This window comes from Ralstonia sp. AU12-08, assembly GCF_000442475.1.
In the GTDB taxonomy this organism is placed as follows: domain Bacteria; phylum Pseudomonadota; class Gammaproteobacteria; order Burkholderiales; family Burkholderiaceae; genus Ralstonia; species Ralstonia insidiosa.
The window spans coordinates 53,125-61,915 of the sequence record NZ_ASZV01000017.1; the positions used below are offsets into that span (position 1 = coordinate 53,125).

7 protein-coding genes are annotated in these 8,791 nt (G+C 63.8%); 6 read left to right on the plus strand and 1 reads right to left on the minus strand.

Going from position 1 to position 8,791, the window contains the following annotated elements:
* Positions 1–1,068: a porin gene (locus tag C404_RS40795; RefSeq protein ID WP_021194550.1), complete on the minus strand. Its 1,068-nt coding sequence runs from the start codon at positions 1,066–1,068 to the stop codon at positions 1–3.
* Between the two features lie 208 nt (positions 1,069–1,276).
* Between C404_RS40795 and C404_RS40800 the strand changes: the two genes are divergently transcribed.
* The 6 genes from C404_RS40800 (at position 1,277) to C404_RS40825 (ending at position 8,254) form a co-directional block, all read left to right on the plus strand.
* Positions 1,277–1,969 (plus strand): response regulator, encoded by a 693-nt coding sequence (locus C404_RS40800; protein WP_021194551.1) that lies wholly within the window; start codon positions 1,277–1,279, stop codon positions 1,967–1,969.
* Positions 1,966–3,399, plus strand: coding sequence for a sensor histidine kinase (locus tag C404_RS40805; RefSeq protein ID WP_021194552.1), 1,434 nt, complete (start codon positions 1,966–1,968; stop codon positions 3,397–3,399). The genes C404_RS40800 and C404_RS40805 overlap by 4 nt, the downstream gene beginning before the upstream one ends.
* A 451-nt stretch (positions 3,400–3,850) precedes the next feature.
* Complete coding sequence (locus C404_RS40810) at positions 3,851–4,939, plus strand: ABC transporter ATP-binding protein (protein WP_021194553.1); 1,089 nt, start codon at positions 3,851–3,853, stop codon at positions 4,937–4,939.
* 56 nt (positions 4,940–4,995) lie between these two features.
* The gene (locus C404_RS40815) at positions 4,996–6,036 is read left to right on the plus strand and encodes an ABC transporter substrate-binding protein (RefSeq protein ID WP_021194554.1); all 1,041 of its coding nucleotides are present in this window, start codon (positions 4,996–4,998) and stop codon (positions 6,034–6,036) included.
* Between the two features lie 97 nt (positions 6,037–6,133).
* Positions 6,134–7,402 carry an ABC transporter permease gene (locus tag C404_RS40820; RefSeq protein ID WP_031329262.1) on the plus strand — a complete coding sequence of 423 codons (1,269 nt, stop codon included), beginning with the start codon at positions 6,134–6,136 and terminating at the stop codon, positions 7,400–7,402.
* A gap of 15 nt (positions 7,403–7,417) precedes the next feature.
* Positions 7,418–8,254, plus strand: coding sequence for an ABC transporter permease (locus tag C404_RS40825; protein WP_031329263.1), 837 nt, complete (start codon positions 7,418–7,420; stop codon positions 8,252–8,254).
* Positions 8,255–8,791 lie beyond the last annotated feature (537 nt).

The window sequence follows — 8,791 nt, forward strand, 5'->3', positions numbered from 1 at the left end:
TTAGAAGCGGTGCTGCAGACCCGCCGTCACACCGACCTGATTGTTGCCGTAGCCGACCACATCACGCGACAGGCTCACGTTCTGGCCGTTCTGGGCCTTGGCGTAGGCCGCTGACAGATAGGCCGTGGTGCGCTTGGACAGCGCGTACTGGCCGCGCAGCGAGAACAGGATCGGATCCGCCGAGTTGTTCACGCCCTTGATGTTCTGCTTGTACACCGCGCCGTACAGCGTGAATGCCGGCGTGAAGTCGTAGCTGGCACCGGCCCAATACATGTCGCTGCGCTGGGTGGCAGCAGTCGTGGTGAACGCGCGCTTGTAGTTGCGGTAGCCCGCGAACAGCTTCAGTGCACCAAAGTCGTAGCTGGCACCGGCGTGGATGCCCTGGATGTAGTCCGTCGTGTCGGCCGGCGTCACGCTCGTGCCTGCGCCGTTCTGGCGGTCCCACGTGGCAGCAGCCGAGAAGCCGCCCACGCTGTAGCCGATGCCCAGGTCGTACTTGGACGAGCGCTTGAAGTTGCCTGCGGCCTCGCCAAAGCCAACGGTAGCGCCCAGCTTCAGGCCGCCGAAGGTGCCGTCATAGCGGATGGCATCCGACGAACGCGAGAACAGACCGTCCTTGCGGCCGCCCGTTGCCGTGGACGACGTGGCCCACGAGTAGTTCGGCGCGTAGCCCATCGGGTCGTACGGCAGCATGAAGTCGTACGTGGTCGTGAAGGTACGACCCGCCACCACCTGGCCGAAGCCACCTGCCAGGCCCACCACGGCGCGGCGGTCGAACAGTACGTTGTCGGTGTCGAGCTTGCCGGTGTCGACGGCGATGCCGCTTTCCAGGTTGAAGACCGCCTTCAGGCCGCCGCCCAGGTCTTCCGTGCCGCGCATGCCCCAGCGCGAGGTGTTCTTGCCACCCGACACCAGTCGGGTGACGCTGCCGCCGTTCGGGCCGGCGTGGTTCACGTACTCGATGCCCGAGTCGACGATCCCGTACAGGGTCACGTTGGACGATTGTGCGGCTGCAGAGCCGGCGGTGGCCAACGCAACTGCCGCCAGCGCCATCGAAGTCTTCTTCATCAGGTCTCCCTTTATCGTTGTTCAGCCGCAAGGGCCGCTACAACCGGGCTCTTGGGGCGGCACGGATCGTATGAGGGACGCACTTTCAGTTCACTTTCGATTGCCGGGAAATTGGGAGGGTGTGGGGGCCTGTTCCTGGGGGTTTCCCTAGCTTCAAAACACAGGGGGATGCCTGTATTTCTCTGCGCCTTATTGAGAAAAATCCGATATGCGCATCCTGTTGGTCGAAGACAACCTGAAGCTGGCCAGTACGCTGGAAGACGCCCTGAGCCAGGCCGGCTTTACGGTTGACTGCGTGCACGACGGCCACGCGGCCGATCTGCTGCTGACCACGCAGGACTACGCCCTGGCCATTCTCGACCTCGGCCTGCCGCGCCTGGACGGGCTGGAAGTGCTGCGCCGCCTGCGTGCCCGCAAGAATCCGCTGCCGGTGATGATCCTGACTGCGCATGGCGCCGTGGAAGAACGCGTGCGCGGCCTGAACCTCGGGGCTGACGATTACCTTGCGAAACCGTTCGACCTGACCGAGGTGGAAGCGCGTGCCCGCGCATTGATCCGCCGCAGCCACGGCCACGAAAGCACGCAGTTGCAATGCGGCCCGCTGCACTACGACGGCATCAGCGGCGCCTTCACGCTCCATGGCGAACTGCTCGCCCTCACCGGCCGCGAGCGCGCTGTGCTGGAGGTGTTGATGCTGCGCGACGGCCGTGCCGTCAACAAAGCCGCCATCTCGGAAAAGATCTTCAGCATCAACGAATCCGTCAACGCCGATGCCATCGAGATCTATGTGCACCGCCTGCGCAAGAAGCTCGACGGCAGTGGCGTGGCTATCGTCATGCTGCGCGGACTCGGTTATCTGCTGGAAGCCACACCGGGCGCGCCAGTAGACGCGGCCCCATGAGCCCGCCGAGCCTACGCCGGCAGCTCTCACTCTGGCTGCTGTTGCCGCTGTTGGGGCTGCTTGCGTTGGATGCCTGGCTGACCTACGCGCGCGCCATGAACGCCGCGCACGCCGCGTTTGACCGCACGCTGGGTGCATCGCTCAAGGCCATGCATGAAGGCGTGCGCCTGCGCGAAGGGCGCTTCGCCATCGACCTGCCTTATCTGGCGCTGGAAATTCTGGAGTCGGAAACCGGCAGCAGCATCTTCTATCGGATTGCCGACACCGCTGGCAACACGCTCACCGGCTACAACGAACTGCCTCTGCCCGGTGGGCGGCAACCTACGCCGTATCGCACCGCCTTCTACGACACGACGTTCCGCAACATGCAGGTGCGCGTGGCGGCCCAGGCGGTACCCGTGCGCGATGCGCAGTCCTCGCAGATTCAGCTGGTGTGGCTACTGGTGGGCGAAACGCTGGAGCCGCGTGAAGCATTGGCCCACGAGATCCTGGCGGGCTCGCTGCAGCAGGAGGTGCTGCTGGTGGTGCTGGCCGTCGGCATCGTCTGGCTGGGCGTACGGCGCGGGCTGCGGCCGCTACGGCAGTTGAGTGAAAGCATGGCCAGCCGCGGCACCGATGAACTGGCGCCCCTGCACCAGCACGGCTTGCCTGCGGAAGTCGCACCGCTGGTCGAGGCCATCAACCAGTACGTGGCGCGGCTGCTGCGCATGGTGCAGGCCCGCAAACGCTTCTTTGCCGATGCGGCACATCAATTGAAGACGCCACTCGCCGTCATCCAGGCGCAATCGGAACTCGCCCTGCGCGAGCCCGACGGCGATCGCATCCGCCGTCATCTCGAACCGCTGCACGGCACCGTGCGCCAGGCGGCCAAGGGCGTGCAGCAATTGCTGTCGCTCTCGCGGCTGGAGTCCGACAGTGGCTACGCCCCGCAATTGCAGCCGTTGTGCCTCGACACGCTGGCCGGTGATGTGGCGCTCGAACTCGCCCCGGTGGCGCGCAAGGCCGGCATCGACCTCGGCTTTGAAGGCGACCCCGTCACCGTGGCCGGCGAGCCGCAATGGCTGCAGGAACTGATCGGCAACCTGCTCGATAACGCCATCCGCTACGCAGGCCATGGCGCCCGCGTCACGCTGCGCGTCAAACGCCAGACGATGGCCATGCTGGGCGACCAGGCTGTGTTGCAGGTGGAAGATGATGGCCCTGGCATTGCCGTGCCCGAGCGCGATGCGGTGTTTGGCCGCTTCTATCGCGGTGCCGCCGCAGCCGCAGCACAGGATCAGGACGGCAGCGGCCTGGGCCTGGCCATCGTGCGTGAGATCGCCCGCGTGCATGGCGGCACGGTGGTGCTGTCTGAAACACCCGGGGGCGGGCTGACCGTGAGCGTGTGCCTGGCACTCGCCCCGACTGACGCACCCACAGTCTCAGCCTGATCGCGCCTTGCACGGCCGGTTGCTGCAGGACAACATAGACGTGCCGTCATCGCGTGCTGCGTCAACTGCCGTGCACCGCTTCCGTGACGACGCGGCGCACCATTTCCAGGCGTGCGAGCAACCTGTCTCAGCACTCGAATTGGTTCCATCCGATCCCTCGCGACCATCGCCGCACCTGCCCTGGCAGCGACCTACACTCAAACGGTTGCTCCATCCCTCCGAAACCACCGCCGTGCTTGCCTCGGCAAGGCCTTGGGGCTTTTCCCTATTGTGGTGCCGGAGGGCCTTTCGCCCGCTTGCGGTGCAAGTTGAGTCGCCTAAATTGGCTCTATCAAATAACCAGGATTGGGTCCACTTTGCAAAACAATGAGCCGCTATAGTCCATCCACAATTCTTCACAACACGGCTTGTTGACCAGCCTTGATGGGCTGAGGAACAGCAGGAGGCAGCAATGAAGACCGACGACGTGATCGTCAGCTTTCGAGGTGTACGCAAGACGTATGACGGCGAGACCCTCGTGGTCAAGCACCTGGACCTGGACATCTACCAGGGCGAGTTCCTGACCCTGCTCGGCCCCTCCGGCTCGGGCAAGACCACCTGCCTGATGATGCTGGCCGGGTTTGAATTCCCGACCGGCGGCGAGATCCGCTTGGAAGGCGCGCTGCTCAACAACGTGCCGCCGCACAAGCGCAACATCGGCATGGTGTTCCAGAACTACGCGCTATTCCCGCACCTGACGGTGGCGCAGAACGTGGAATACCCGCTGACCGTGCGCAAGCTGCCCGCCAGCGAGCGTGCAGACCGCGTGCACAAGGCCCTGCAGATGGTGCGCATGGAAGGCTTTGCCAAGCGCTACCCGGCGCAGCTCTCGGGCGGCCAGCAGCAGCGCATTGCCCTGGCCCGTGCGCTGGTGTTCGAGCCCAAGCTGGTGCTGATGGACGAGCCGCTGGGCGCGCTCGACAAGCAACTGCGTGAACACATGCAGTACGAGCTCAAATCGCTGCACGAAAAGCTGGGCGTGACGTTCGTCTACGTGACGCACGACCAGGGCGAGGCGCTCACCATGTCCGACCGCGTGGCCGTGTTCGACAAGGGCATCGTGCAGCAGCTCGACACGGTGGACAGCCTGTACGAACGCCCCTGCAACGAGTTCGTCGCCAACTTCATCGGTGACAGCAACACGCTGCGCGGCACCGTCACCCGCATCGACGGGGATTACTGCGAACTGCAATTGAACGATGGCGCACGCGTGGTCGGCCGCAACATCGCCGGTGCCAACGTGGGCGCTACCGCCACCGGCTGCATCCGCCCCGAGCGCATGCGCCTGCTGGATGGCGCACCTGCCGCCGGCAACGCCATCACTGGCCAGACACGCGGCCTCGTCTACTTTGGTGACCACGTGCGCATGCGCTGCGCCCTGCCCGATCAACCCGAATGTTTCGTCAAGGTGCCGCTGGGCACGCGTGCGCTCGAAGGCTTTGCACCCGGCGCGCCGATCCAGCTGGAGTTCGCACCCGAACACCTGCGCGTTTTTGTCTGAGCCGTAACACGACCACAAAGCCGTAATCACACGCTAAAGCCAAAAGAGGAGCCAACATGAAACACAGCACGAAAATGCGTCTGAGCCTGCTCGCCGGCGCGTTCGCCATTGCCTTCGGCGCGCATGCTGCCGAGATCACCGTCGTCAACTTCGGCGGCGCCAACGGCGACGCGCAAAAGGCCGCCTTCAACAAGCCGTTCGAGGCACAGACCGGCAACAAGGTCACCGTGGTCGAATACAACGGCGAGCAGGCCAAGATCAAGGCCATGGTGGAAGCCAAGCACGTCAACTGGGACGTGGTGGAAGTCGAATCCGGCGACATCGGCCGTGGCTGCGACGAGGGCCTGTTCGAGAAGCTCGACTGGAGCAAGATCGCCAAGAAAGGCGACCTGATCCCCGAGTCGCCCAGCACCTGCGGCGTGGGCTTCTTCGTGTGGTCGACCGCGATGGCGTACAACGCCGACAAGCTCAAGACCGCCCCGACCGGCTGGGCCGATTTCTGGGACGTGAAGACATTCCCGGGCAAGCGCGGCATGCGCAAGGGTGCGCGCGGCAACCTGGAATTCGCGCTGATGGCCGACGGCGTGCCGCCCAAGGACGTCTACAAGGTGCTGGCCACCAAGGACGGCCAGAACCGCGCGTTCAAGAAGCTCGACCAACTGAAGGCCAACATCCAGTGGTGGGAAGCCGGCGCGCAGCCGCCGCAATTCCTGGTGGCGGGTGACGTGGTGATGTCCACGGCCTTCAACGGCCGCATCGACGCCGCGCAACGCGAAGGCAAGAACCTGAAGGTGGTCTGGAACGGCAGCATCTACGACCTGGACTACTGGGCCATCCCCAAGGGCACGCCCAACAAGGCGCTGGCCGAGCAATACATCGCCTACACGCTCTCGCAGAAGCCGCAGCAGGAATACGCCAAGCACATCGCCTACGGCCCGGCCAACGTCGCTGCCATCAAGGCGCTGGATGCCAAGACGCAGGCCAACATGCCCAACTCGCCCGAGAACAGCAAGAACGCCGTGCTGCAGAACCTGCAGTTCTGGACCGACCACGGCGACGAGCTGGAGCAGCGCTTCGCCTCGTGGGCGTCGAAGTAACAACGTAAGGCAGTGACCTGTGCGGATGCCACGCCACCCTGGTGTGGCATCCGCCAGATGAATCTCCGTAGCACTCGGCGAGGCAGCATTGAACACCATGACGATCGCGGCTGAATCGGTTCCGGAATCGACGGCCAAACTCAAACGCGAATTGAAGAGCGCTGAGGCGCGCAGGCGTGCCATGGCGCTGGCGCTGGTGGCGCCGCTCGCCATCTTTCTGCTGCTGATCTTCGTTGTACCGATCGGCGCCCTGCTCACGCGCGCCGTGCAGAACCCCGAGGTGGCCGACGCGCTGCCCAAGACGGTGGCTGCGCTCAAGAATTGGGACCGCAAAGCACCGCCTACCGACGCTGCTTACGCTGCACTGGCCGCCGACCTCACCACCGTGAGCGAAGGCGAAGCGATGGGCGCCCTCGCCCGCCGCCTGAACACCGAAATCCCCGGCTTCCGCTCGCTCGTCGCCAAGACCGCGCGCGCCATGCCGCTGGCCGATGACAGTGGCAAGCCCCAGGCGCTCACGCCCGCACAAACGCGCACCAAGCTCCTCGAACTCGACGAGCGCTGGGGCGATAAAACTTATTGGCAGGCCATCGCCAAGAACGGTAGCCGCACGTCGCCGTTCTACCTGCTGGCCGCGCTCGACCACCGGCAAGACGCCTTCGGCCATATCGAAGCGACCGACCCCGACGAGCAGATCTACGTGACGGTGTTCATCCGCACCTTCGTCATCAGCGCGATGGTGACGCTGTTCGCGCTGTTGCTCGGCTATCCGCTGTCGTATTGGATTGCTTCGCTGCCGGAGCGCCGCGCCAACCTGGTCATGGTGCTGGTGCTGATCCCGTTCTGGACCTCCATCCTGGTGCGTGTGGCGGCGTGGATCGTGCTGCTGCAGACCGAGGGCCTGATCAACCACGGGCTGATGGACCTGGGGATCATCAAGGAGCCGCTCGCGCTGCTGTTCAACCGCGTGGGCGTGTACATCTCGATGACGCACATCCTGCTGCCGTTCATGATCCTGCCGCTGTACAGCGTGATGAAGTCGATCCCGCCGACGTACCAGCGCGCAGCCGTGTCGCTGGGCAGCCATCCGTTTGCCGCGTTCTGGCGCGTGTACGTGCCGCAGACGTATCCGGGCATCGGTGCCGGTGCGCTGCTGGTGTTCATCCTGGCGCTGGGCTACTACATCACCCCTGCGCTGCTGGGCGGCCCGAACGATCAGATGGTCAGCTACTACGTGGCCTACTTCACCAACGTCACCATCAACTGGGGCATGGCGTGCGCGCTGGGTGCGCTGCTGCTACTCGCCACGCTGGTGCTGTATGCGGTGTACGGCCGCTTTACGCGCCCGAAGGTTCGTGTCGGCTAACGGAGCACATCGATCATGAAACTCGCCAAACCGATGTTCGCCCCGCACACCTCGCTCGTCGAGCGCGTGTGGTACTTCGCCCTGCGTGGCCTGGCCGTGCTCACGCTGCTCTATCTCGTGCTGCCGGTGCTGGTGATCGTGCCGCTGTCGTTCTCGTCGAGCACCTTCCTCTCGTACCCGATCCCGAGCTATTCGCTGCGCTGGTATCAGAACCTCGTCACGTCGGATGAATGGCGCATGGCGGCCAAGAACAGCTTCATCGTTGCACCCGCCGCCACCATCGTGGCAACGGTGCTTGGCACACTGGCGGCCATCGGCCTGAACAAGGCGGACTTCCGCGGCAAGGGTTTGCTGATGGCCGTGCTGGTGTCGCCGATGATCGTGCCGGTGGTCGTCGTCGGTGTCGGCATGTATTTGTTCTTCGCGCCGCTGGGGCTGGCGAACACGTATATCGGGCTGATCCTCGCGCATGCGGCGCTGGGGGTGCCGTTTGTGGTGACGACGGTGTTGGCGACGCTGCAGGGCTTTAACCACAACCTCGTGCGGGCGAGCCTGTCGCTGGGCGCCAATCCGGTGATGACGTTCTTCCGGATCACGCTACCGGTGATTGCACCGGGCGTGATTTCGGGTGCGTTGTTTGCCTTTGCCACCTCGTTTGATGAAGTGGTGGTGACGCTCTTCCTCGCCGGCGCCGATCAGGTGACGCTGCCGCGTCAGATGTTTACCGGGATTCGCGAGAACATCTCGCCGACGATTGCCGCGCTGGCGACGATCCTCATCGTGTTTTCTACCTGCTTGCTGTTGACGTTTGAGTGGCTGCGGGGGCGGGCTGCGGCTAAGGCTATTGCCTGATTGTTTGTACTTCGCCATGCACTGGCGTTGCTGGTGCATCCCTTGTTTCATCCCCTGCCGGGGCTGACTCACTTTCTTTGTCTTGCCAAAGAAAGTAAGCAAAGAAAGGCGTGCCCGATGCGGCGACAGACTCCTTGAATTTCCGTGACCGTGCGGGGAAGGAGGCAAACTCGCTTCGCTCAGACAAGCCTCCTTCCTTTTTCCGCCCGCTCACAAAAATTCAAGGCGCCGCATAGGGCAATGGAAAGCAAACCATCTTTTGCCCGCGCACGACTTCGTCTTGTCATCCCCTCAGCGTGCCCGACTCGACCGCATTGGCGCTCGCCTCCGCACCGCGTTGGTTTGGCCTTTGACGTCCCTGCCCTTGATGGCGCCTTGAATTTTCGTAAGCGGGCGGAAAAAAGACGGGGAACTGTCTGAGCGCAGCGAGTTTTCCCCGTCTCCGCACGGTTACGGAAATTCAAGGAGGCTTTCGCCATCTCGGGCGCGCCTCTCTTTTGCTTACTTTTCTTTGGCAAGACAAAGAAAAAGTGAGTC